Origin of the sequence: Embleya scabrispora DSM 41855 (assembly GCF_000372745.1) — a bacterium.
In the GTDB taxonomy this organism is placed as follows: Bacteria; Actinomycetota; Actinomycetes; order Streptomycetales; family Streptomycetaceae; genus Embleya; species Embleya scabrispora.
Genome location: NZ_KB889689.1, coordinates 1 through 23,387 on the forward strand (window position 1 = coordinate 1; position 23,387 = coordinate 23,387).

At 74.1% G+C, this 23,387-nt stretch carries 11 protein-coding genes; 3 read left to right on the forward strand and 8 right to left on the reverse strand.

Annotation, left to right across the window (positions count from 1 at the left end; all coding sequences use genetic code 11):
* The first annotated feature begins 465 nt into the window (after positions 1-465).
* Positions 466-1,350: a LysR family transcriptional regulator gene (locus tag A3IC_RS58185; protein WP_020554639.1), complete on the forward strand. Its 885-nt coding sequence runs from the start codon at positions 466-468 to the stop codon at positions 1,348-1,350.
* A gap of 44 nt (positions 1,351-1,394) precedes the next feature.
* On the opposite strand, the gene A3IC_RS0134485 is transcribed toward A3IC_RS58185, so the two are convergent.
* Genes A3IC_RS0134485 through A3IC_RS0134515 form a run of 7 tightly spaced genes read right to left on the reverse strand, consistent with a single transcriptional unit; the run spans position 1,395 to position 18,422 of the window.
* Positions 1,395-2,315 carry a hypothetical protein gene (locus A3IC_RS0134485; protein WP_026219077.1) on the reverse strand — a complete coding sequence of 307 codons (921 nt, stop codon included), beginning with the start codon at positions 2,313-2,315 and terminating at the stop codon, positions 1,395-1,397.
* Positions 2,312-4,183, reverse strand: coding sequence for a class I SAM-dependent methyltransferase (locus tag A3IC_RS71570; protein WP_020554641.1), 1,872 nt, complete (start codon positions 4,181-4,183; stop codon positions 2,312-2,314). Before A3IC_RS71570 ends, A3IC_RS0134485 begins: the two co-directional genes overlap by 4 nt.
* On the reverse strand, positions 4,177-5,340 hold the full coding sequence (locus A3IC_RS0134495) for a glycosyltransferase (protein ID WP_040877639.1): 1,164 nt from the start codon (positions 5,338-5,340) through the stop codon (positions 4,177-4,179). The genes A3IC_RS71570 and A3IC_RS0134495 overlap by 7 nt, the downstream gene beginning before the upstream one ends.
* The gene (locus A3IC_RS0134500) at positions 5,337-6,182 is read right to left on the reverse strand and encodes an alpha/beta fold hydrolase (RefSeq protein ID WP_020554643.1); all 846 of its coding nucleotides are present in this window, start codon (positions 6,180-6,182) and stop codon (positions 5,337-5,339) included. Before A3IC_RS0134500 ends, A3IC_RS0134495 begins: the two co-directional genes overlap by 4 nt.
* Positions 6,179-6,490 (reverse strand): acyl carrier protein, encoded by a 312-nt coding sequence (locus A3IC_RS0134505; protein WP_020554644.1) that lies wholly within the window; start codon positions 6,488-6,490, stop codon positions 6,179-6,181. Before A3IC_RS0134505 ends, A3IC_RS0134500 begins: the two co-directional genes overlap by 4 nt.
* Positions 6,487-11,319, reverse strand: a complete 4,833-nt coding sequence (locus tag A3IC_RS58190; protein WP_020554645.1) for a type I polyketide synthase — start codon at positions 11,317-11,319, stop codon at positions 6,487-6,489. The genes A3IC_RS0134505 and A3IC_RS58190 overlap by 4 nt, the downstream gene beginning before the upstream one ends.
* Complete coding sequence (locus A3IC_RS0134515; protein ID WP_040877640.1) at positions 11,316-18,422, reverse strand: type I polyketide synthase; 7,107 nt, start codon at positions 18,420-18,422, stop codon at positions 11,316-11,318. Before A3IC_RS0134515 ends, A3IC_RS58190 begins: the two co-directional genes overlap by 4 nt.
* A gap of 461 nt (positions 18,423-18,883) precedes the next feature.
* Between A3IC_RS0134515 and A3IC_RS58195 the strand changes: the two genes are divergently transcribed.
* Positions 18,884-19,771, forward strand: a complete 888-nt coding sequence (locus tag A3IC_RS58195) for a LysR family transcriptional regulator (RefSeq protein ID WP_158696207.1) — start codon at positions 18,884-18,886, stop codon at positions 19,769-19,771.
* Positions 19,772-19,800: 29 nt separating this feature from the next.
* On the opposite strand, the gene A3IC_RS0134525 is transcribed toward A3IC_RS58195, so the two are convergent.
* Entirely contained in the window at positions 19,801-21,588 is a 1,788-nt protein-coding gene (locus A3IC_RS0134525; RefSeq protein ID WP_026219079.1) for a glycoside hydrolase family 35 protein, read from the reverse strand.
* Positions 21,589-21,939: 351 nt separating this feature from the next.
* Between A3IC_RS0134525 and A3IC_RS0134530 the strand changes: the two genes are divergently transcribed.
* Positions 21,940-23,346: an ABC transporter substrate-binding protein gene (locus A3IC_RS0134530; protein WP_020554649.1), complete on the forward strand. Its 1,407-nt coding sequence runs from the start codon at positions 21,940-21,942 to the stop codon at positions 23,344-23,346.
* Positions 23,347-23,387: the final 41 nt, after the last annotated feature.

Below are 23,387 nucleotides of genomic sequence, written 5' to 3' on the forward strand. Positions count from 1 at the left end.
CGCTCACGTGTGTGGTCTCGGGTCGGGCGTGGGGGGTGGGTGTTTTCGCCGTCGAGGTGAGTGCGAGCGACTCGACGGGGGCGAAAGCCACCGCCGCGTTCCGCTGGACCGTGAGCTGGTTCTGACCCACAGTCGAAAGGAACCGATCCGAGCGCACGACCCGAGCGAACCGGTCGCCCCCACCGGTCGCAACCAACCGGCCCGAAGCAAACCGGTCGAAGCCAATCGGTCGAAACGCACCACCGCCGGGCAAGTCGGCGCGGCGCCCGAGGCGATCGCCTCGGGCGCCGCGCCGGCCCGTGCGGCCGATCCGCGTCACGTTTTCACTCGCCCCCGGCACCACGGCACACCTTGGAGGAACACCATGGTCGACAGCCACCGTGCGGTACGTCGAGCGCAAGCCCGGACCCGATCGCATGATCGGGTCGTCGCGGTCCCGGCCCCGGCTGGAGGCATCGATACCCCGTGACCCTCCAACAGCTGCGCTACCTCATCGCCGTCGCCGAACACGGCAGCATGACCGGTGCCGCACAGGAACTCTTCGTGGTCCAGCCGGCCCTGTCCCGATCGTTGCAGAGCCTCGAACGCGAGTTGAACGTGGTCCTGTTCACCCGGGTCGGCCGCGGCCTCGTGCCGACGGCGGCCGGCGTGCAGGTGATCAACCTCGCGCGCAAGGTGCTGCGCGGCGTGCAGGCGATCAAGGACCTCGTGCGGGTGGAGGACCCCACGCACAGCGACACCGTGCATCTCGCCGCGACCGCCACCCTCGCGATCGAGTGCACCAGCGGCCTGCTGCCCGGTCTGGCCAAGCTGCACCCGGAGCTGCACATCGTGGTGGACCGACAGGACAGCCGCGAGGCGCTGTTCGCGTCGCTGCGCTCCGGCGAGACGGACATCGCGCTGGTGGACCTGCCCGCACCCGGCGGCTTCGAGGTGCTGCCGCTGCGCTCGTACGAGGTGGTGCTGGTCTCGCCGAAACACACCCGCCTGTCGGATCCGGTCTCCTGGACGGAGTTGGAGGGGCTGCCGATGATCCTTCCGCCCCGCAGCAGCGCGCGGCGGGCCGACTTCGAGATGTTGTTCGCCACGGCCGGGGTGCGGCCCACGGTCGCGATGGAGACCGACGACCGCGGGGCCTGGATCCCGTGCGTGGTGGCCGGGCACGGTTCGGTGTTGTGGTATGCCGATCTGGCCCAGCCGTTCGCGTCGAGTGTGGCCGTGCGGTCGATGAGCCCACGGTTGATCAGGACGGTCGGTCTGGTACGTGGGCGCGGTCCGATCAGCCGCGAGGTGCGCGCGCTGCTCGACTACACCCGACGTCAGGGCGTGCAGGAGATGGAGTACGTGTGAGCACCCGCGGGTTCGACCCCCGATGAGGAATCGCCGGGTCCGTCCTACGCCACCCGGGTGCAGGGGGATCCGACCGAGGCACTGAGTACGCGCGGGGCCGGTTCGCCGGCACGGGTGTAGGTGGTCACCAGCGCTCGGCGCACGCTTGCCAGCGCGGCACCCGGCACCACCGCGATCGTGGACCCGCCCGCACCCAGCGGCCGGGCCTCGATCGCGCCCGCGGCCAGTGCGGCGCGCGCCGGCGGCGTCGGCCGGTCGGATCGGTCGGCGGCCGTGCGGTCGGCCGGCTCGGCGGATGCGACGTCGCCGGCGACCCGTCGGGGCACCGCCAACACGAACCGCAGGCCGAGCCGATCCGGGTCGAACGGTACGGGGGTCGGCTCGCCGCCGGCGTCCTCGATCAGCATGAGGTGGCCGGGCCGGGCGGACAGCGCGACCGTGCCCAGCGGCGGGTCGGTGAGCCGGGCCCGGGCCCGCCGCCCGCCGCCCGCCGCCGGGTCGTGGAAGGCCGCCTCGATCAGCGCGGCGGTGCGGGACAGCGGGACCGACGCGGACAGACCGGTGCTGTCCGGCAGGTCGGTGTGCACCAGCAGATCCAGCCCGCCCGCGCCGGTGGTGCCCGCAAGCACCGGGCGGGCCCAGTCCGGGACCGGACCGATGTCGCCCGCCGGACCGAACTCCACGCCCTCCTCGGGCCGATCGATCGACCCCACCCGGAGCACGCCGTCGGCGCGCGGCGCGGCGGCGACCACCACCCGCCAGGACAGCGCCACGGCGGTGCCCGGTCCGGCCCGCGAGCCGGACAGGCGCAGCACGTAGGGCGCGGACCAGACCCCGGCCGGTGGTCGGCCGAAAGCCTGGGCGAACGCGAACGGCACCAGGCGCAGCACGGGCGCCGCGCCGCGCGCGGTGGGCAACGCCGCCGCGGGCGAGGTAGGCGCCGGTGCGCTCCGCGGGCGGGTCATCCCGGGTCCTTTCGGGCGAGGAGACGGTAGGCGTTGCTGGCGCCGCGCTCGCCGGCGACGCGCGCGAGCAGCGTGCCGACCGCGTCGAGCAGTACGGTCACCACGAGGCACGGCACGGACAGGGTGACCAGTGCGACGCGGCGGGCCCGGCGCAGCGGGGTCGGGCCGCCGGCGACCCACGGCATGGCCGGGTTCGGCGCGAGCGCGGTGAGGGCCTGGGACACCGCGCCGGTGAAGTCGTTGCCCTGGTGCGCCCGACCGTGCTCGCGCGCGACGACGGTGAACCCGCGGGCGTTGAGCGCGGCTTCCAGGTTGCGCCAGGGCATCAGGTGCTGGTGCTGGGGCTGGAACAGTGGGAGCCACAGGCCGCGCAGCAGCCGGCCGTACCAACACTGCGGGTCGGGCAGTTCGATCAGCAGCCGGCCGCCGGGCACCAGAACCTTCGCTGCGGCGTCCAGTTCGGCGAAGGGGTCACGGGTGTGCTCCAGGTAGTGGTTCATCCCGACCACGTCGTAGCCGCCCGCCAGGTCGTCGGCCAGATCCGGGAACTGGCCGCGATACGCGGTCCGGATCCAGCCGCGCCGCTCGGCCTCCTCGACGCCGTCGCCCAGGTCGAGGCCGTCGAAGACGGTGTCCGGCAGCACGGTTCGGGCCACCACGCACATGTGTGCGTGGCCGGTGCCCACATCCAGCCAGGCGCGCGGGGTGGCGTCGGCGGGCAGGTGTCGGCGCAGCAGTTCGGCGCGGCCCCGGTAGGTGCGCGACATGGTGCCGAACAGCGCCTCGGCGCCCGGACCGCCGAGGCCGTCGTAGAAGTCGCGGTAGTAGTACTCCAGCCCGGCGAGGGACAGGCGGGGGTTCTGGAACACGTGCGCACAGTCCCGGCAGCGCTCCAGGGTGAACCGGCCCGGTTTGCCCTGGAGGTGGTCGCCGATGCGGCTGCGTACCGCGAGCCGGGTCGAGCCGCACCACGGGCAGGTCTCCCGGCGGTCCTCGAAGAACGCGCCCAGGCCGTTCGCGACGCTGCGCGCGTACTCCGGGCGCAGTGCCGCCGGATCCATGACCGGTCCGGCCCGGCCCGGGCGGGGCCCGGACACCGCGCGCACCCAGCGCCATCCGGCCAGCACCGGCCGCAGCCCGGTGGCCCGACCCAGGTCCCGCGGGTGCACCGGCGAGCGGCCGACGACCACCGCGAACGGCTGCACCCACATGGCCAGGAAGACCAGCGCGCCCCAGAACGGCGTGGTCACACCCGCCCCGGCGTAGGCGGCGGCCTCACCCAGGTTGCCGATCAGCGTGGGCCACACCGGAACGCCGGTCGCCCGCAGCCGGCGCTTGCGCAGCGTGGGATCGGGACGCGTCGCGGGCAGGCCCGGCGCGACCGCGTGGCCGGTGGCCCGCGCGGCGAACGGCCGCAGCCGGGCGATGAGTCGGATCAGATCGGGCGAGTCGAGGTCGATCAGCTCGGCGGCCGGTACGGCGGCGCGGCGCAACACGTCCTCGTGCACGAGCAGGGCGTGGCCCGCGCCCCGGCCGCGCGCGAGTGGGTCGCGGCGAATCCGGTCCGGGTCCAATCGGGCGAGCAGAGTGAGTAGTTCGTCGGTGGGCAGATCGCCGGGGACCAGGTCGAGCAGCAGCAGTCGGTGCTGTTCGGCGTGGGCGACGGCGGCACGGATGGTGGACTCGTCCGGGCGGACCCCGATCGCGCTCACGCAGGTCCAGGCGTCGAGCGGCCGGTCGTCGGTGGGCGGATCGGCCGGCGAGGGCAGTGCGCGCAGCCGGCGGCGCAGCGTACGGGTGCCGCCCAGCAGGCCGAGGCCGATCAGCAGGGCGAGCCACGGGAACGGGCCGGCGACGGGGTTCAGCACAGCTTCTCCAAACGGTCGGCGGCCGCGCCGGCGCCGCCGGCCGCGGCGAACGAGGCGCGCACCCGGTGGGCGCCCGCGCGCAGTTCGGGACGATCCAGCGCGTCGGTGACGGCCGCGCGCAGTTCGGGTACGTGCGCGCGGCCGAAGCGCACCCGGACCCCGGCGCCCGCGGCCACCACCTGGCGGGCCACGATCGGCTGGTCGTCGCGGATCGGCGCGAGCACCAGCGGCAGGCCGAACGCGAGCGCCTCGCACACGGTGTTGTGGCCGCCGTGCGTGACCACCGCGTCCAGGTGCGGGAGCAGCGCGAGTTGCGGGATGTACTCGCGGACCAGCACGTGCTCGGCGGGTTCGCCGGCCAGCCGCTCGGGCGCGGCCAGAATCAGCTGGAGCCGATCGGCGAGCGGTCGGGTGGCGGCCACCACGGCCGGATAGAACCGGTCGCCGGCCTCGCGGTTGAGCGTGCCGAGGGTGACCAGGACCCGGCGTCGGCGCGGGTCGAGCCGATCCCACGGAAAGTCCACCGCCGCCGGTCTGGGACCGAACGCGGGGCCCACGTAGCAGTGGTGGGCCGGGACCGGCTCGGTCAGGCCGACCAGTTCGGGGGTGGAGAAGACCAGCACGAGCCGTGCGGAGAAGCGCGGATCGCAGTCGGCGGGCACACCGGCGGCGACCGCGGCCTCGGCGATCCGGGCCCGCACCCAGTCGGCGACCTTCGGGAACCCCAGCAGCGGCCGGGTGAACTCGGCCGAGGTGGTCGCCGAGGTCGCCCACGGCACGCCGGCCCGAACCGCGGCGAACGCGCCGGCGAAGGTCTGCTGGTCGGCCACGAGCACGTCCGGGCGGTAGCCGGCCACGGCCGCCGTGACGCCGGGCAACATCGCGTGCGCGAGTGGGACCAGCGTCTGCTCGACCAGGAAGCGCAGCGCGGACACCCCGCGCAGCCGTTGCCAGTTCGCGTGCAGCGCGGCATAGCCACCGGCGGGATCCGGCGCATCGCCGGTGGCGAACAGCCGGGCGCCGAGCGGGAGCAGCTCCAGGATCTCGGGCGGCCCGCACCACACCACTTCGTGCCCGCGCTCGACGAGCGCGGCGGCGACCGCGACGGTGGGGTTGACGTGCCCGGTGAACGGCGGGACCACGAACATGAATCTCATCGGCCGACCCCGGCCCGGGTGTCGGCCGACTCGTGCCGCGGCAGCCAGTCGAGCACTGCGTCCAGCACGGGAGCGGTGGCCTCGCGCAGCACGGTGTGCGCGACGCCGGGCAGCACGGTGAGCGTGCAGTCGGCCAAAAGCGCGGCCAATCGCCGGGCGGGTGCCGCGAGTTCGGACAGCTCGCCGTAGAGCGCCAGGACCGGGCAGGCCAGGTCGGCCAGTTCGTCCGGGTCCGGTGCGCGCAGCAGGGTGACGTCCTCGATCAGGGTGGTGCCGTTCAGGAGCGCGTCGGCGCCGGCCCGCAGGCGGGCCGCCTTGCGCGCGGGCCCGGTGGGGAGTCGGTCCGGTCCGGGATGGGACTCCAGGCCCAGCGCGGCCAGGTTGAGCGTGTTCGCCATCTCCTCGACCCAGCCGCCCGCGTACGGTTCGGAGTCGGCCGGCAGGTCCAGGCACTGGCCCTCGATCAGCACCAGGCTTGCGACCAGGTCGGGCCGGGTCCGGGCGGCGTGCAGCGCGATCAGGCCGCCGAAGCTGTTGCCGACCAGGTGTACCGGAGTCGCCACGTCGCACGCCTTCAGCAGCGCGGCCAGGTCGGCGACCGCGGTGTCCGGGTCGTATCCGGTCCGGGGCCGCTCGGTGCGGCCGTGTCCGCGCTGGTCGTAGAGCACGACCTCGGAGCCCGCGCGGGCGATCGGCGCGGCCAGCGTGTAGTAGAAGCTGGAGAGGTTGTCCAGGACCAGGCCGTGCAGGAAGACCACCGGCGTGCGAAGTGCGGGTCGGTCGGCGGGTGCCGGCAACCGCTGGACGTGAAAGCGCAGGCCGTTCGCGTACACCTCGCTCATCGGGTACCGCCGACGGCCTCGGAGCGAGTGCAGGCCGCGATGTGGTTCACCAGCCGGCCGACGGTCATCGCCATGATCTCCTCGATCTCCAGGTCGGCGAGGAAGGCGATGAAGTCGACCCGGTCGCCGTAGCGCTCCTGGAGCCGTCCGGCCAGGGCGACGAACTCGATGCTCTCCAGCGCCAGATCGTCGTCGAAGCCGCTGTCGGCGGTGATCTCGGCGGCGATCAGCAGTTCCTCGCCGACGATCTCGGCCAGCATCCCGGCGACCTCGGCCAGGATCCGGTCGGCGTGCGGGTCCGCGCTCATCGGGTGCTCCCATGTGAGGTGGTGGGGAAACCGTTCCGGTGCTCGTCGGGCCGCGTGCTCGTCCACGCGACCACGTAGTGGTCGATCCGCGAGCCGTCCGAATCCGCCACGTCCCGGGTGCGGACGAGGTGTCCGGGGCCGTCGGGCACACCCGCGCCCACGGACAACTCGGCGTCGTGCGGGCCGGTGGGCCGGGCCGAGGTGACCACCGGATGCGCCGGCCGGCCCATCGGGTCGGCGCCGGCCGCCCGGCCGGCCGCCTCCTTGGCACACCGAAAGCGCAACACCCACCGGTGCCGCGACTGCGGTTCGGCGCCCACGAGCGGGTCCAGCAACCGGCGTTCCGCGGCGGTCAGTGAGTCGTGTTCGAGCGCCGGGACATCGGCGGCGGGGTCGACGAGCGCGATGTCGATGCCGATCGGTGCCGCGCTCGCGGTGGCGACACCCAATCGATGGCTGTACGCCACGGACACGTGCGGCGGCGCCGGCGTGCGGGTGCCGGGCTCGACGACCACGCGCGCGAGCGGGCGGCCGGTGTCGTCGGAGCCGATCCGGACCTGCGCGGGATACAGCGGACCGTGCCCGCGCGCCCACAGGTACTGCCGGACGGCGTCCTTGGCCGCAACCCGTGCGAGCAGCCGACCCCGGCGCTCCCGGGGTGCCGCGGCGTCGAACTCGGCCCGCTCGGCGGTGTCCAGATAGCGACGCGTGACCAGGTCCTGCGCCGCGGGGTCGGGCCAGCGGGTGCGCAGCAGACACCAACCCTCGGGCTGCGGTTCGGCGATCCCGGTGGTGTGCGGGGTGAACTTCATCGGCCACACCCGCTCGTCGGCGGCGAAACGGCGGTAGACCCAGTCCCGCACCCGGATCCGCACCGCGCCGGTGTCCAGGTCCACCAGCTCGACGTCGCCGCGCACGGTGGTCGGCAGGACCTCCCGAATCCGCGCGGTGACCAGCAGCCGCGCGCCCGGCTCGGGCGGCGGCCCGTACTCGTCGATCGCCGCCACCGACATCGGGAACACCAGGCGATCCGTGACCAGGCGCAGCTGCATCCAGTGGCCCAGGAGTTGCCCGGCCGCGTCCAGCAGCGCACCGGGCGCGGGCAGTGCGCGCACGATGCCGCGGATGCCGTCGTCGGCGACGGTCAGCACCTGGTCGATGCCGGCGAACCCGGGGCCGTGGAACATCCAGCGATCGCGGTACAGGTCCCGCGCGCACACCGGCGCGGGACCCTCGCCGGTCAGCGGCGTGCGGTCGGGTGCCGGCGCCGGCCGGGCGGCGTGCTCGTTCGCGAGCAGTACCTCGGTGGACATGTGCCGGCCGAATTCGATCCGGATCCGGTCCGGAGCCACCGGCGTGCGGACCAGCTCGATGTCGGTCGGCGGGGCCACCGGCAACCAGCGCAGGGAGCGTACGTCCCGGTACCCGGCGACCACCCGCCCCGGCCCGGCCACCGCGCGAGCCTGCTCGCCGGCCAACCGGATCAGCGTGGTCATCGGCAACACCGGGAACCGGTCCGCCGGGTCCGGCCACCACTCGGGCTGCTCGTAGACGCAGTGGTCGCGTACGTAGGGGTGCTCCGTCAGGGAGAACCGGTACGCGCGGCGCTGGTCGGCACGGGCCGGCGGCGAGGAGGCCGCCGAGGGGGTGCGGCTCGGCTCGGCGGCCTCGAACGCGACCTCGGTCACCGAGCGATCGGCTTCGGCCAGCGCCGCGTGGAAGGCGGCGAGCACCGGATGGCCGACGGCGGTCGGGCGCGGAGCGCCGGAGAGCGGCAGTGGATCGGCGGCGGTCGAGCGCGAAGCGTCCGTGAGCCGCAGTGGACCGGCGGCCGGCCCCAAGGTGACCAAGGGCGAACCGAGATCGAGCCGGACGATCGGACCGGCGGGCGTGGGGGATGGGGCGGGGGTGGGCGTGAGGTCGGGTACGGGGTCGAGGGTGGGTGCGAGGACGGGTGTGCGGGTGGGCGTGGGCATCGGGGCGGGTGCGAGGTCGGGCACGGGAGTGGGCACGTTCGCGGGCGCCGGGGTGAGCGCGGTGCCGGGTACGGGCGCGGGGTCGTGGTGGCGGGGCGGAGCGGGTGCGGGCGCCGGCTCCGCCGGTTCGATTGCCGCGCCCTCCACCCACAGCGCCGCCGTGGCGCGACGGAAGCCCGCCAGGCCCGGCCGCAGCGTCGAGTGCGCCGCGACGGCCAGCGCATCCCGTCCGCGCAGCGTGTCGTGCACGAAGCCGACCAGGCTGCCCGCGCCCGGCTGGACGAACACCCGCACGCCTCCCGCGTACAGCTCCTCGATCAACTCCCGGAACCGGACCGGCTCCAGGAGGTGACGTACGGTCAGTTCGCGGACGGCGGCCGCATCCGTCGGATACGGCGCGATACCGGTCGCCGACCACACCGGGATCCGCGGGGCCCGCAGCGGGAGTTGCTCGAACGCGGCGGCGACCTGTCCGAGGTAGGGCGCCCACATCGGGGTGTGGAAGCCGGAGCGGAACGGCAGTTCGCCGGCCACGACGCCTTTCCGGCGCAGCCGCCCCAGCACCTCGGCGACCGCCTCGCCCGGCCCGCACAGCACGCTCTGATTCGGGCAGTTGTCGTGTGAGACGACCACCGGACCGGTGGTGCCCACGAGCCGCTCGGCGACCGCCGCACCGCAACCCACCGCCGCATAGACCAGGTCCGGAACGGCCAGCGAGTCCGGCCGCAACGAGGCGAGGAAGCCGTCCACCGCCGCGCGCGGGTACATCCCGGCCACCACCATCGCGGTCCACTCGCCCATGCTGTGCCCGGCCAGCAGATCCGGGACCAGGCCCGCCAGCTCCAACTCGGCCGCCAGGAAGCGGCCCGCGGTCAGCGCGTCCACGGCCCGGCCGACCAGATCCTCGGCGCCGGTCAGCTCCGGCCGGGGCCGGCCGTACGCGTCGGCCAGGTCGTCCAGGCGCGGCGACACCTCGGGCTCCAGACCGGGAAACAGGAACGCGACCCGGCCCGGATCGGGCGCGTACGGGCCCAGCATCGGGCGCGGGGTGAACCAGATCTCGGCCCGTCCGCGCCACGGCACGCCGCGATCGACCGCGCGCGCGGCCAGCGCGAGCCGCTTCGGGGTCGGATTCGCGACCGCGAGCCGGCACGGCCCGGTGAGCCCGGTCGAGGCGGGCCGCCCGGCGGCGACCTCGGCAAGCAACCGGCCCAGCTCGGCCGCCGAATCGGCGGCCAGGGTCAGTACATCGGGCGCGATCGCCTGGTCGGCCCGAGCGGGCTGTGTGTGCGGCGCGATCGGCTCGGACCTGGTGGGCGGCCTGTGCGGCGTGGTCGGCTCCTGCTCCGCGGGTGGCGTGTTCCGCGCGGCCGGCCGGCCGGTCCCGGTGGGCAGCGCGACCGGCCGCTCCGCCGGCGGCTGTTCGAGCACGGCGTGTGCGTTGACCCCGCCGAAACCGAACGCGTCGACCGCCGCGAGCCGGCTGCCCGTCGGGTTGACCGGCCACGCCTCGGCGCGGCTCTGCGGGTGCATCCGGGTGCCGCCGAAGGCCGGATGCGGGTCCCGGACGTGCAGGGTCGGCGGGAGCGTGCGGTGATGCAGCGCGAGTGCGGTTTTGATCAGGCCGGCCATCCCGGATGCCTGCATCGCGTGGCCGATGTTGGACTTGACCGTGCCCAGCGCGACATCGGCCGGGCGGTCGCCCGAACGTGGCCCGAAGACCTTGCCCAGCGTGGTCAGTTCCGCCTCGTCACCCACCGGGGTGCCGGTCCCGTGGGCCTCGACCAGGCCGAGCAGGCCCGGTTCGGTCGGATCCAGCCCGGCCGCCCGCCACGCCTGCTCCAGCGCTCGGACCTGCCCGTCGACCAGCGGACTCAGCAGACTCGCCGCCCGGCCGTCGCTGGACACCCCGACGCCGCGGACCACCGCGTACACCCGGTCGCCGTCGCGTTCGGCGTCGGCGAACCGCTTGAGCAGCACCACTCCGGTGCCCTCGGAGATCAGCGTGCCGTCCGCCGCCCGGTCGAACGGCCGGATCCGCTCGCTCGCGCTGAGCGCACGCAGCTGGGTGAACACGCTCCACAAGGTCGCGATGTGGCAGTGGTGCACGGCGCCCGCGAGCACCGCGTCGCAACGTCCGGAGCGCAACTCGGCCGCGGCCTGGTCCAGCGCGAGCAGCGAGGTCGCGCAGGCCGCATCCAGGGTGTAGGCGGGCCCGCCCAGGTCGAGCCGGTTGGCGATCCGGGACGCGGTGAAGCTGGGCACCAGGCCGATCGACGCCTCGGGCTGCTCGGGACCCAGCGAGTCATGGAACGCCGCACGGATCGCGGCCAACCGGTCGCGACCCAGTTCCGGAGCCAACTCGGCGAGCAGGCCGGTCAGTTGGTGGGCGGTGCGGACCCGCTGGTCGAGCCGGGCGGTGGCCACGCCCATGTAGCCGCCGCGACCGAAGACCACCCCGATCCGGGAACGGTCCGGCAGCCTGGCCTCGCCGCCCGCGTCGGCGATCGCCTCGGCGCCGGCCCGCAGCGCGAGCAGTTGGTCCGGTTCGGCACCGGCGACCACCGCGGGCATGATGCCGAAGCGCACCGGGTCGAACGTGGCCAGGTCGTCCACGAAGCCGCCGCGCCGGCAATAGAACCGGTCGCTGCGGGCGGGCTCGCCGGCCGTGCCCGGCGCGTAGTAGAGCGCCGGGTCCCAGCGATTCGGCGGCACCTCGGTGATCGCGTCGCCGCCGGACTCGATCAGCCGCCAGAAACCGGCCGGATCGGCCGCACCCGGGAAGATCGCGCCGATCCCGACGATCGCCGCGTCGTCGGGACGCGGGCCCCGCGCGCCGATCCGGGCGCTCATCCGGACACCGATCCGTGTGTCGGAAGGCATACGTACACGGCCTGCGGGCCCCGGCCCGAGGCCAGTTCGGCGAGCAGCGCCCGCACGCCGTGCTCGGGATCGATCAACGGCACGCCGCGCCGGGCGTATTCGCGGGCCAACTCGGGCGTCACCATGCCGCCGCCGGTCGCCGCCCACGGTCCCCAGTCGATGGTCAGCACACGCTCCGCGATCGGCGCGAGGGTGTCCTGGGATCCGGCCGCCCAGTGCCGAGCGAGCGTGGCCAACGCGTCGTTGGCGGCCGCGTAGTCGGTCTGACCCCGGTTGCCGTACACCCCCGCGACGCTGCCGAACATGGCCAGGAACGCCGGCGGCGCCAATGTGGGCCGCAGCGTGCGCAACGCCGTCACCAGGGCCCGCGCCCCGGCCACCTTCGTGGCGAACACCCGCCGGCAGGACTCCGCGGTCTTGTCCACGAGCAGCCGATCGGCCAGCACGCCGGCGCCGTGCACGATCCCGTCCAGCCGGCCGTGCCGCTCGGCGATCCCGGTCAGGATTCGGCGGACCGCGTCGGCGTCGGTGACGTCGGCGACGTGCAGCCGTACCGAGGCCGCGTGTTCGGCCACCTCGGCGAGCGTCGCGCGGACCAGGCGGCGATTCAGCACCCGGGTCAGCTCGGCCTCGATCCGGGCGGGCTCGCGCACCCCGGTCGCGATCAACGCGGCCCGAAGCGCGGGGGTGTCCGCCGCGTCGGCGAACGCGGCGGGCTCCGGGGTGCCGTCGTCGCCGGTGCGACCGAGTACCTCGATGTGGCACCCGGTGGCCCGGGCCAGGCCGACGGCCGCCCGAGCGGTGATTCCGCGCGCGCCGCCGGTCAGCAGCACCACCGCGTCCGGCCCGAGCCGCTCGCGCAGCAGGGCGTTCCGGTCGGCGGGCGACAGGTCGGGAAGCGGCGCCGGCCGGGTGCGCAGGGTCAGCCGACGCTCGCCGGACAGGCCGAGCAACACCGGGGCATCGGGGTCGGCCCGGCCCGGAGTGCGGCCCAACTCGGCCAGGAGTCGACGGGCGATCAGGGCCGGTTCCTCCTTGGGATCCAGGTCCAGCACCCGCAGCACCCGGTCCGGGTACTCCAGCGCGGCGGACCGGGCGAACCCGGCCAGGCCCGCGCCCGGCACCGGATCGGGACCGGCGGCGACCTGTTCCCGGCCGAAATGGCCGCCGCCGGCCGTACCGAGGAACACCTGCCGCACGCCGCCCACCAGCGCGGCCCGCAACAGCGCGAAGGCGTCCGGGAGGATCGGGTCCGGGCCGTCGGCGAGTGCGGCCAGGTGCACCAACGTGTCGACCTTTGACCACGCCGGGTCCGGCCGATCTTCCGCCGATTCGGCCCGATCCCGGGCGCGCGCCTCGACCACGACGCCGTGCGCCGTGAGCAGGTCGGCCAGCGCCCAGGCGATCCCACCACCGTCCTCGACCAGGACCACCCGGCGACCGCGCAGCGCCTCGCCGACGGGTGGGTCCGCCTCGCCCGCGAGCAGTGGGTCCTCGATCGGCACACACTCGACCACATGCCGTGTGGGCCGGTCGGCGACGGGCAGGGCCGGTTCGGCACGGGCCGGCTCGGCGGGCCCGATCGGCGGCTCCGGCACGGCCTGTTCGTCCGACCCCGACCCCGATCCCGCTCCTGCCCCGGGCCCGCTCCCGACCGCCAGTACACCGGCCACGATCGCGTCGATCGTCTTGACCTTGGCCAGCCGCTCGATCAGCGCCTCGTCGGGGGCGCCCGTCGCACCGACCGCGGCCGCCGGATCGGCCGCGCCGGACAGCCGCAGCCGCAGGGCCAGTTCGCCGATGATCTCGGTGCGTTTGATCGAGTCGACGGACAGATCCGCCTCCAGGTCCAGCGCCGGATCGAGCATGTCCTCGGGGTAGCCGGTCCGGGTGCCCACGATGTCGAGGACCACGGCCAGCACGTGCTCGCGGGTGAGTGGTCCGCCCGGCTCCTCGACCGGGACGGTCGCCGCGACGGGCACGGGAACAGGCAGGGAGGCCGGCATCGGTCCGGGTGCGGCGGGCGGCGCCTCGGGCACCCCGCCCGGGACGCCCAGGTAGCCGAGCAGCACCTCGCGCTGGGCGGCGACCGCGGCCCGCGCGCCGGCCAGGTATTCGAGCAGCACCGCGTCCCGCCCGGAGCCGGCCTGCGCACCCGGGTCGACTGCCGCTCCGGCGGGCAACGGGGCCACCGGGGTCGCCGGGCGCAACCCGCCCGGCACCGGTCGGCCGTCGGCGGTGCGCACCAGGTGGCCGTCCACGGTCCAGGCCGGGCGGGCGCCGGGTGCGACATCCATCGGCCGCACCCGGCCGGCCAGACCGCCCGCGACCCGCACCGGCACGCCGGCGACGGCGATTTCGGCGAGCGCGGTGAGCAGTCGGCGCAGGCCGTCCTCGCCGGGCACGTCGCAGGCCACCGCAGTGTGCGGTCGGTCGCCCAGGATCGCCCGGACCATGCCGGTCAGCGCCCGACCCGGTCCGGCCTCGACGAAGATCCGCACGCCCGCCGCGTACATCGCCTCGATCTGCTCGGCGAATCGCACCGGCTCGGCCACCTGGCGAGCGATCAGCGCGCGTACTTCGGCGGGTGTGTCCGGATAGCGCGCGGCGGTGCCGTTGGACCACACCGGGATCCTGGGCGCGCGCACATCCAGGTCCGCGACGGCGGCCGTGAGGGTGTCGGCCGCCGCCGCGACCACGGGGCTGTGGAACGCGCACGCCACGGGCAGCCGACGTGCGGACAGCCCGGCCCCCTCCAGCGTGGCGATCGCCGTCGTCAGGGCCGCCTCGGGGCCGGACACGACGGTCTGGGTCGGTGTGTTGCGATTGGCGAGCGCGACGCCGTCGATCCCGGCCAGCACCTCGGCCACCCGGTCCGCGCCGGCCTGGACGGCCGCCATCGCGCCGGGCTCGGGACCGGCGGCGGCCAACACGGCCGCCGCGCGCACCTCGCCGAGCCAGCCCAGATCCCGGGTGGACAACACGCCCGCCGACCACAGCGCGGCCAACTCGCCGTAGCTGTGCCCGGCCACCTGGTCCGGCCACACCCCGAACCGGTCCAGCAGCCGGGTCAGCGCGACCGCCGCCACCCCGAGTGCGGGCTGCGCGCGGCGGGTGTCGGTGATCCGGGCCGACTGCTCGGCCCGGGCCTCGGGGCCGAACGCGGCGGGCGGGAACATGGCCCGTACGCACTCCGGGTCGATGTCGCGCAGTCCGTCGCACAGTTCGGGAAAGCGGGCGAACAGGTCGGCGAGCATCCCGGGCCGCTGACTCCCCTGTCCGGGATACAGAAAGGCCACCTGCCCGACGGCCTGGGCACCCGGGTCGCCACTCGACTCGGCCATCGCCCCGGAATCCGCCTCCTTCCGGTGGAAGATCTCGCCGGCGGGATCGATCGCACCCGCGCGGGCCAGCGTCAGCTTGACCCGCAGGTCGGCGTGATCGGCCGCGACAAAGGCGATCTGTACCGGGACGTCGCCGCCGGCACCGCCATCGGCCCCGGCCCCGGCCCCGGCCCCTGCACCCGCCCCGCCACCGCCATCCACCCCGGCACCCGCCCCGGCTTCGCCCCTCGCACGGCCCCCCGCACCGCAATCGCCGTCCGCGAGCGCCGCCAGCCCGCGCAGTGGCAGGTCCTCGCCCGTGTCCAGCCGCGCGGCGAGCCGATCCAGCGCCGCCCGCGCCGCCTCGCGATCCGCGCCGCGGAAGCAGAACAGCTCGGCCGGCCACGCGGCGTCCGCGCCACCCGGCCCGACCGCACCGGACAGCTCCGAACCGGTCAGCACCGCATGGAAGTTGGTCCCGCCGAAGCCGAATGCGCTCACCCCCGCGATGCGTTCGGTGATCGGCGCGGGCCATGGGCGCGCCCGGTCGTCGAATACGAACGGGCCCGAATCCGGCGGCCGGCGCAGATGCAGGGTCGGCGGGCGGACCCCGAAGTGCACCGCGAGCGCGGCCTTGGCCAGACCGGCCAGGCCCGCCGCACACTTGGTGTGCCCGATCTGGGACTTCACCGAGCCCACCGTGCAGTCGCCGGGGGTCGCGCCGTGCTCGGTGAACACCTGGGTGAGGGTGTCCAGTTCGGCCCGGTCGCCGACCACGGTGCCGGTGCCGTGCGCCTCGATCAGGCCGACCTGTGCCGGGGAGACGCCCGCCGCCCGATACGCGCGCTCCAGCGCCCGCCGCTGGCCCTCGGGACGCGGCGCGGTCAACCCGAGCGAGCGTCCGTCGCTGGACCCGCCGACGCCCTTGACCACCGCGTACACCCGATCGCCGTCGCGCTCGGCGTCCGCGAGCCGCTTGAGCAACACGCACACCGCGCCCTCGCCCAGGGCGATTCCGTCCGCGTCCGCGTCGAATGTCGCACAGCGCCCGGTCGGTGACAGGGCGCGTACCGAGGAGAACATCAGGAAGTCGTTGATCCCGTTGTGGGTGTCCACCCCACCGCACAACACCAGATCACTGGAGCCGGTGTTCAGCTCCTTGCAGGCCAGGTCCAGCGCGGCCAACGAGGCCGCGCACGCGGCGTCCACGGTGTAGTTGACGCCGCCCAGGTCGAGCCGATTGGCGATCCGGCCGGCGATCACGTTGGCCAGTACGCCGGGAAAGGAGTCCTCGGTGGGGGAGGGAAGCTGGTCGTCCAGGTCGGCGGGCAGCGCGCCGTAGTACCCGGGGAACAGCGCGCGGAAGCCGTACGCGCCGGCCAGGTCGGTGCCCGCCTCGGCGCCGAAGATCACCGAGGTGCGCTCGCGGGCGAAGGCCCGTCCCGGTCCGTATCCGGCGTCCGCCATGGCCCCGGACGCGACGTGCAGGGCCAGCAGTTGGGCCGGTTCGATGGCGGCCAGCGAGGCGGGTGGGATCCCGTATCCGGTCGCGTCGAAGGCGATCGCCGGCACGAACCCGCCCCACTTGGACGGGGTCCGCCCGGGCGGGACCGCTCCGGGGGCGGCGCCGCGCACCGACCCGCGTGCGGTCGCGCCCGATTCGGCATCGGCCGCGAAGTAGCGTTCCACGTCCCAGCGCTCGCGCGGCACCTCGGTCACCGCGTCGACGCCGGCCAGGATGTTGCGCCAGTAACTCGCCAGGTCCGGCGCGCCCGGGAGCACGCAGGCCATGCCCACGATCGCGACGTCCTGCGGTCGAGGTGCGGCCGGTCGGGCCGGCCCGCCCAACTCGCGCACCCGTCGGGCCAGCCACGCGGCCGAGCCGGTGGTGACCTCGCGGTGCAGCGTGGCCACGTCGGTCGGCCCGGACCGCAACACCGCGGCCTGGCCCAGCATGAACATCCCGTCCCGGCGCTGGGTGTCCGCGTCCACCGCGACCAACGCGCCCGCCTCGCGCCGCAGTCCCTTGCCGGCGATCCGCAACCGACCCAGATTGAGCTGCTCCAACTCGGCCCAGACCTGCCGGGACGGCACGCCGCGCGCCTCCAGGTCGCGCCGGGTGGCCTCGAACGCGGCCACGAACGGCGTGCCCGCACATCGGGTCGCATGCCCGGGCGCGGTCTGCACCAGCGCGGTGGACGCACACTCGATCGCCGCGGCCTGGAACCCGGGCACGATCGCGCCGCTGTCCACCGCTTCGCGGGTGAACAGGTACGCGGTGCCCATCAGCACGCCGACCGAGGCCCCGCGCTCGACCAGCGGCGCCGCCGCGGCGGCCACCATCGCGGCCGAGCGCGCGTCGTGGATCCCGCCCGCGAACAGCAGGTCCAACCCGGCCGCATCGCCGTGCCGTTCGGCGAACGAGAGCAACTCGTCCAACTGCGCCTCCCACAGCGGAAAACTGGCGCGCGGCCCGACGTGCCCACCGCATTCGGTGCCCTCGAAGACGAATCGCCGGGCGCCCTCGCGCAGGAACTGCGTCAACAGTCCGGGTGAGGGCACATGCAGATAGGTGCGGATCCCGGCCGCCTCCAACGGCGCGGCCCGATCCGGCCGACCGCCCGCGATCAGCGCATACGGTGGGCGGGCGGCGAGCACCGCGGCGAGTTGCTCCTCGCGCAGCTCGGGCGGCGCGAAGCCGAGCAGGCCCGCGCCCCAGGGCAGGTCGCCGAGCAGCGCGGCGGTCTCGGTGAGCAGCGCGCCCGCCTGTGGTCCGCGCAGCAGGGACAACGCCAGGAAGGGCAGCCCGCCCGCCCGGGCCACCGCGTGCGCGAACGCGGCCCGGTCGCTCACCCGCGTCATCGGCCCCTGTACCGGCCGCGGCCCCACGCCGTGCCGGGCGGCCGAGGCCACGTGGTCCACGATCGCCTCGCGCACCGCGCGCAGCACCCGACCGGCCGTGCCGTACCGATCCGCCAGCCGGGCGGCCGCCGCGCCGTCCTGGCCGACCGGCAACAACTCGCGGTGCAGCCCGCCCGCACCCAATGCGGCGCCGAGGTCGGCGGCCTGCTCGGCCAGTCGCGCGATCGGCAGGTCCGGCCGCCGGTAGACCCGATGGCCGCGGATCACGACCGTTTCGCTGCCGTCCATCGCGCGCACGGCCGCCGCGACGTCGGCGGGCAGCGTGCTCTCCGCCACCAGGGCCAGCTGGGTGTCCAGCAGCACCCCGGCGGCACCACCCGCCACCGCCGCGGCGGCGGTGTGCGGACCGATCCCTCCGGCCGCCCAGACCGGGACGGAGACCCGATCGTCCGCGAGCAACTGTTGGAGCAGTACGAACGTGGTCAACTCGCCGCATCTACCGCCGCTTTCGGCGCCGCGCGCGATCACTCCCGCAGCCCCGGCGGTCACCGCCGCCCGGGCCTCCTCCGCACACGTGACCTCGACCAGGACCCGCCGCCCGGGGCCGGCGGCCGTGGGCGACCACGGCGCGTCCGGTGCCAGGAGCACCACATCCACCCGGTCGGGCAACTCGTGCGGGGCCAACCGACAACCCACCGGCACCCGAACCCCGAAGGAGGAGACCGCACACGCCTCGGTCAGCGCGTCGAGCGCCCGGTCGTGCTCTCGGCCGAGATCGAGCACCCCGAGCGCGCCGGCCCGATGCGCGGCGATCACGAGCCGGGCGTTGGGCCGGCCCAAGGGGTTCACTGCGAGGACCTGATCGCGACGCGGGGACTTCGACGTCATGGGGAGTGCCTCCATCCGGGGAACCGTGCGGCGAAAGGACGGTGGGGGAATGGGCGCGCGAATTCGTTTCCGGGCACGGTGAATCGCCGCATCGATGCCGATGTCGGGACGTATCCGGCAGTCGAAAGTGGTACGGAATCGAAATATCGGCCGTAGTCGAAACGCTGGGCCGTATCGTTGTTTTCGGACATCCAGGTGTCAACGACGAACCGGCCGCCGGACCCGGCTCGGGAAAACTCGGGCAAACGCCTCTCGGGCCCGGTCCGCCCAGTCGACACCGCCCGATCGGGCCGTCGGACCGGCTTCGGTCAAGGGGGTGGGCGGCCCCGAACCTTGCCCACTCGGCATACACCGATGCCGTGATGATCCGGCCGAATCGGGGTAACGGCCGAACCCGACAAGCGAATTGCCCGTTTTCGCACCCTGCCGTTATGGCCGGCGTGACCGTTATGGTGCGGCGCGTGACCCTCCAGCAGCTGCGCTACCTCGTCGCCGTCGCGAACTTCGGCACCATGACCGCGGCAGCGGAAGCCCTCTACGTCGCCCAGTCCGCGCTGTCCCGGGCGCTCAAGGCACTCGAACACGAGCTGGGCGCCGAACTGTTCGTGCGCGAGGGCCGGACGGTGGGACTGACCGCCGAGGGCTCGCGAGTGGTCCGGCTCGCCCGTACCGTGCTCGACACCGTCACCGCGATCGAGGACATCGGCCGGGCGGCCGGCCCGGAGTCCGAGCCGACCCTGACCGTGGCCACCACCTCCACCCTCGCGATCGGGCATGTCGCCCGACTGGTGTCGGCGTTCACCGCCGAGCACCCCGAGGCGCCGATCGAGGTGACCCGGTACGACGGGCGCGAGGGGGTGCTCGGCGCGGTACGAGCGGGCAGCGCCGCGATCGGGGTGGCCGACGCGCCGGGCCCCGGCGACCTGCGTACCTACCGGCTCGCCGTGGCGGAGGTGGTGCTCGTCTCGCCGCTGCACACCCGGCTGCCCGACCCGGTGCCCTGGAGCGCGTTCGACGGCCTGCCGATGGTGCTGCCCGGACGCGGCAGCGAACGGCGCTCCCAGTTCGAGGCGATGTTCGCCGAGATGGGCGTGCGGCCGATCGCCCGCTGCGAGCACAACGACCGGGTCAACTGGGTCGCCGGCGTGCTCAACGGCGAGGGCTCGCTGCTGTGGTACCGCGACGTCGCCGAGGACGTCTTCGGCGACTCGGCCTCGATCCGCTCACTCGACCCACCACTGCGCCGCGGCATCATGCTGGTCTGCCGAGAGGACGCCCGGGAGCGCTCGGCCCGCCTGTTCATCCACCTGGCCCGCCGAGGCGGCGTCAGCGAACCGGACGCGGACTGAACGAGCCGGCCCCGCGCCCGAGGCCCGTCCTACGCGATCGGCGCCGCCGCGGGCTCGCCGAGATCGGGCGTGTCCACGAACGAGACCTGCGCCGCGCCGGGGCCGTGCAGTTCCAGCACGGTCACCGTGTTCGCCCCCGCCCGCAACACCGGAGCCGGGACGTACAGCGTGCGCTGCGGCCCCGCCGACCAGTAGCGGCCGAGCAGGAAGCCGTTGATCCAGACCAGACCCTTGGTCCACCCGTCCAGCCGGACGAACGTGTCCCCGACCGTCTCCACCTCGAACGTGCCCGAGCGCAGCACCGGTACGCCCGCCGGAATCGGCCCGGCGGCGTCCGGCAACATCGGGCCGCCCGGCATGTCCAGCGGCAGCGGGTACATCTGCCAGCCGAACAGACTCTGCCGTTCCAGCCGGACACCCCGGGTGATGCCCTTGCGGTCGTGCAACCCGGACCCGTAGTTGACCCGGCCGCAGTTCTCCACCAGCAGATCCAGCCGCGCACCGCCCGCGGGAATGGCCAACTCGCACGAGGCCGAGCCGCCCTCGCTCCGGTCGAGCACCGCGACCGGCACCCCGTCCAGGAACACCTGGGCCCGGTCGGCCAGCCCGTCCACGTGCAGCGGCGCCGCCTCGCGCGGGCCGCTGACCCAGGTGCGATACAGCACGAAGCCGTATGCCTGGTCGAGCTCCTCCATGGTGAGCGTGCCGGGCGAGTACACCGGCGCGGACAGGTCCTCGACGTGCGCGAGCAGTGCCGCCGCCGAGGGCAGCGCGACCTCGCCGAGCTTGATCCGCGGCGGCAGCGCCGGCGGCGGTTCGGCCGGCAGCGGCGCGTAGCGCCCGATCACCTCGCGGAAGGCCCAGTACTTCTCGGTGAGCTCGCCCGCCTCGCCGATCGCCGCGTCGTAGTCGTAGCTGGTCACCGTCGGCTGATAGACGCCCTCGACCTCGTTGGCGCCGTTCATCAGCCCGAAGTTGGTGCCGCCGTGCGCCATGTACAGGTTGACCGACCCGCCGGCCGCGAGCATGTCGTCCAGGACGCCCGCCGCATCCGCCGCGTCCCGTACGTGGTGCGGATCGCGCCAGTGGTCGAACCAGCCGTTCCAGAACTCCATGCACACCGGTGGCCCGTCCGGCGACCAGCGGCGCAACATCGCGAACGCCTCGTCCGCGCGCGAGCCGAAGTTGACCGTCGGCAACACCCCGGCCACGGTCCCGCCTTGGAGCATCGGCTCGGTGGGCCCGTCGGAGGTGAACAACAACCCGTTCGCGCCCCGCCGGCGCAATGCCTCGACCAGGTGCCGCAGGTAGGCGACGTCGTTGCCGTAGCTGCCGTACTCGTTCTCCACCTGGAGCGCGATCACCGGCCCGCCGTGCTCCGCGAGCAGCGGCTCCAGCAGCGGCATCACCGCGTCCAGGTAGCGGTCCACGGCGGCCAGGAAGGGCGGGTGGGCGCAGCGCAACCGCATCCCCGGGTCCTTGAGCAGCCACGCGGGCAGGCCGCCGAATTCCCACTCGGCGCAGATGTAGGGACCCGGCCGAACGATCGCCTTGAGGCCGTGCCGCTCGGCCGCGCGCAGGAACGCGACCAGGTCGTTGCCGCCGGTGAAGTCGAAGTGCCCGGGGGTGGGCTCGTGCAGGTTCCAGGCGACGTAGGTCTCGACCGTGTTCAGGCCCATTCCGCGCAGCCGGGCGAGCCGGTCGTTCCACTGCTCGGGGTGGACGCGGAAGTAGTGCAGGGCACCGGAGAGCATTCGAAACGGCCTGCCGTCGAGGGTGAAGCCGTCTCGACTCGGGACGAGGCTGGGGGTGGTCAAGACGCTCCTCGGGCAGATCCGTGCGGTGGGTCCGGTTCATCGTGCACGAGGCGCGCGACCCGAACATGCACTCTTCTGCGCGGCGTCGTGGACTTTTGTACACCCACCGACCTGCCGGTACGAGGCTCTCACCTGGCTGGATACTCTCTGGTTCACCCACCTTGCCATCCGGTGACCACGCGCTTGGACTTTTCTTGCGGATCATCTCGACAAAAGCACAAGCCCGGCGGCAACCCGTTGACGCCTTGTCGGGGAGGGCACATGATCGGCGGCCAAGACAGCCTCCACTGCCTCCGACCACGTGCCGGGCTCCGTCGAGCCCTGCCCATTTCCCGAAGGGACGGCCACCTCATGTGGGGTAGCAACCGCGCTTCGCGCTCGTCGCTGCGCGCCGCTTCGCGCTCCTCGCGCCGAGGCCGCCAGACGGCCCGCCACGCCGCCGTCGCGGTCACGATCGCGGCCCTGACCGCGCTCACCGCCTGCGGCTCCGATTCGGACTCCGACAAGACCGACAAGGCGGCACAGGGCGACAAGGCACCCGGGGGCCAGGGCGGCGGCACCGCCCAGCTCGACTTCTGGGGCTGGAACCCGGCCTACGAGAAGGCCGTGACCGCGTTCAACGCCGCGCACCCCGACATCCACGTCAACTACAACAAGGTCGAGCCGGGCTCCAAGGGCGGCTACGCCAAGATGCTCGCCGCGGTGAAGGCGAACAACGCGCCGTGCCTGGCGCAGATGGGCTACGAGACGCTGCCCAGCTTCCTGGTCGAAGGCGCGCTCCAGGACGTGGACAAGGAGGCCGCGGCGGTCAAGTCCAAGTACTCGGCCGGCGCCTGGTCGCAGATGAGCGTCGCGGGCAAGACCTACGGGATCCCGGTGGACACCGGCCCGGTGGCGATGTTCTACCGCACCGACGTGTTCGCCAAGAACGGCCTGACCCCGCCCAAGACCTGGGACGAGTTCGCGCAGCAGGCCGACAAGGTGCACACCGCCGACCCGGCGGTGGCCTACTCGGCCTTCGGCGGCAACGACCCGTGGTGGTACGCGGGTATGGCCTGGCAGAACGGCGGGAGCTGGTTCAAGCCCGAGGGCGACACCTGGAAGGTCTCGCTGACCGAGCCCGGCACGCAGAAGGTCACCCAGTACTGGCAGCAGTTGCTGGACAAGAAGGTCGTCTCGTCCGATCCGACCTTCACCCCCGACTGGTACAAGCGCTTCGGCGACGGCAGCGTGGCCAGCTATGTCGGCCCGGTGTGGTTCACCGCGCTGCTGGAGGAGAACGCCAAGGACGCGGCGGGCAAGTGGGCGGTCGCGCCGATGCCGCAGTGGGACGCGACCGGCAAGACCACCGGCAACATCGGCGGCTCCGGCACGGCCGTGCTCAAGGGCTGCAAGAACACCAAGGCCGCGGTCACCTTCGCGGACTGGATGAGCAGCGACACCGCGAGCCTGACCACGCTGGTCAAGGACGCGGGCATCTACCCGGCAGCCACGTCCGGCGCGAGCCTGGACGCGATGCAGCAGCCGTCGGCGTACTTCGGCAACGCGAAGATCTACGACATCTTCAAGGAGTCCGCCGCCCAGGCCCCGGCCGGCTGGCAGTGGGGTCCCACGATGACCCAGGTCTCCGCCGACCTGACCGACCGGGTCGGCAAGGCCGGCGCCGGCAACGGCAAGCTCGCCGACGCGCTGACCGGCGTCCAGGGCACCACGATCAAGGCCATCCAGGACAAGGGCCTGAAGGCCGCCGCGGGCTGACCCGCCGTCACCACCCCGACGCCACAGGCAGTCCGCACGTG

Bases quoted from the DNA above. Each gene is read 5' to 3' on its own strand.
- A3IC_RS0134485 (WP_026219077.1), bottom strand. From the start codon at position 2,315: ATGACCCGCCCGCGGAGCGCACCGGCGCCTACCTCGCCCGCGGCGGCG.
- A3IC_RS0134495 (WP_040877639.1), bottom strand. From the start codon at position 5,340: ATGAGATTCATGTTCGTGGTCCCGCCGTTCACCGGGCACGTCAACCCC.
- A3IC_RS0134500 (WP_020554643.1), bottom strand. From the start codon at position 6,182: ATGAGCGAGGTGTACGCGAACGGCCTGCGCTTTCACGTCCAGCGGTTG.
- A3IC_RS0134505 (WP_020554644.1), bottom strand. From the start codon at position 6,490: ATGAGCGCGGACCCGCACGCCGACCGGATCCTGGCCGAGGTCGCCGGG.
- A3IC_RS58190 (WP_020554645.1), bottom strand. From the start codon at position 11,319: ATGAGCGCCCGGATCGGCGCGCGGGGCCCGCGTCCCGACGACGCGGCG.
- A3IC_RS0134515 (WP_040877640.1), bottom strand. From the start codon at position 18,422: ATGACGTCGAAGTCCCCGCGTCGCGATCAGGTCCTCGCAGTGAACCCC.
- A3IC_RS0134530 (WP_020554649.1), top strand. From the start codon at position 21,940: ATGTGGGGTAGCAACCGCGCTTCGCGCTCGTCGCTGCGCGCCGCTTCG.